This window comes from Bdellovibrionales bacterium (genome assembly GCA_019750295.1).
Classification (GTDB): domain Bacteria; phylum Bdellovibrionota; class Bdellovibrionia; order Bdellovibrionales; family JAGQZY01; genus JAIEOS01.
The window spans coordinates 1-1,561 of the sequence record JAIEOS010000094.1; the positions used below are offsets into that span (position 1 = coordinate 1).

The window sequence follows — 1,561 nt, forward strand, 5'->3', positions numbered from 1 at the left end:
TAATGTCCGGCCCTATATATAGGGAGGCTTTTATGAAGAGCTTATTTTTCTCATTGGTCCTTTTTGTGGTGAGTTCCGCGGGTGCCGTGGACATGGCGGCTGTGAATGCGGCTCTACAGAGTCCGGAGGGGCTTGAACTTGAGGTTCATGGAGCCGATCAAGAAAATTTTCTCTACACCGTCGCCTACCGCAATCCGCAGAATTTTTTCGACTCCGTCTATTTCCCAATCATTGCCGATTACACTTCGCCCGAAATGCAAAATGTAAAAACCATGCTCACTCAACTGGTGCGTCACGATCGAATTCGCGTCAAAGGTCAATTCAACACGATGATCGATTCTCCTCAGCGCCACATTCTCGCTAAAAATATCGTGATCATTAGTAAATATAAATACGAAAAGTCCGAGTGGGACTCTTACAAGCACCAAACTATTTTCCCCGAAGCTTTAAAAGGGAAAACCGAAGCGATCTTTAAAGTGCACGCACTCATTTTAACTGAGAACCAGCACGCTCCGGTCATGGTGGTGGAATACGGAGACGCCATTCTACCGGTGTTTACAAAAAATCTCGACGCCGTTAAAAATCTTTACCGCAACGATAAAATCAAACTGAAATTCACCATCATGTCTAACCCCGGCGCTCCGGTGCACCTCAGAGTCGGATCAAATCCTGATGACATCACCGTGATTTCCTCGATTAAAGATGTTCACGGTCAACCGCTCGAAAAATGCGGACCCTTAGTAATGTTCCCTCAAAGCGCTATCGTTAATGGCAACGTCTTCGCCATCAAACAAGACATTGGCGACAATCTGGACATGACCTTTACCCTCTTAAACTTTGACCCTGCCATTTTTAAACAGATTCGCGCGAAGTTGCAGGCCATCTGGGACAGCAAAAAAGAGCTGGCCGTGCGCGAGCGTAACTATCTCACGAATTACAGTCTCACCATTTGCGCGAAAGGCACTGGCAACGAAGTCGATCCAAACCAGGCGAATCCGCAAATTCTCCTCGATTCTGCAGATTCCCTTTCTCTAAAGTAAGAATAAAGGACTATAGCCAATAAAAAAAGGAAGCTCGATGAGCTTCCTTTTTATTTTTTAGAATGGAGTCTTCTCTTCAGTTATGTGCGACGCTTTGAGGAAGCTGTGGTGTTGTTCACTTGGCTCCACTTAAAGCTCTTGATCATTTTATTGCACTCGGCAAGAGAGTCTTTGAAGGAAGCGATGTGATCACGGCAGGTGAGAAGAACGGCCGTTTTTTCCTTCATAAAAATCACTTGGCGAAGTTGGCGTTTTTTGGTCGTGTTTGTTAAATCGATCACGTAGCCATCGTTGCCATTCATTGAGAATTTTTTTGAGCCACGAACATCAAAACCGAAACGAGGATATTCTTTAGTCCAACGCTTAACGTAGTCGTTGATCGGCATTGGGCTATTTAATTTGTCCACGCGCACGGTCAGAGTGGCACGCATGTTATTCTTCATATTCGGAGAACGATACATCGTTGCAATATAGCGAGTTTTTTTCGGAGGCGCGGTCTGAATCCAATCACTCGAAGCGGT

2 protein-coding genes are annotated in these 1,561 nt (G+C 45.4%); one reads left to right on the forward strand and one right to left on the reverse strand.

Annotation, left to right across the window (positions count from 1 at the left end; genetic code table 11):
- Positions 1-32: 32 nt before the first annotated feature.
- The gene (locus K2Q26_13320; protein ID MBY0316497.1) at positions 33-1,040 is read left to right on the forward strand and encodes a hypothetical protein; all 1,008 of its coding nucleotides are present in this window, start codon (positions 33-35) and stop codon (positions 1,038-1,040) included.
- An 80-nt stretch (positions 1,041-1,120) separates the two neighbouring features.
- On the opposite strand, the gene K2Q26_13325 is transcribed toward K2Q26_13320, so the two are convergent.
- Positions 1,121-1,561: hypothetical protein (locus tag K2Q26_13325; GenBank protein MBY0316498.1), on the reverse strand; the 441-nt coding region annotated here is incomplete at its 5' end.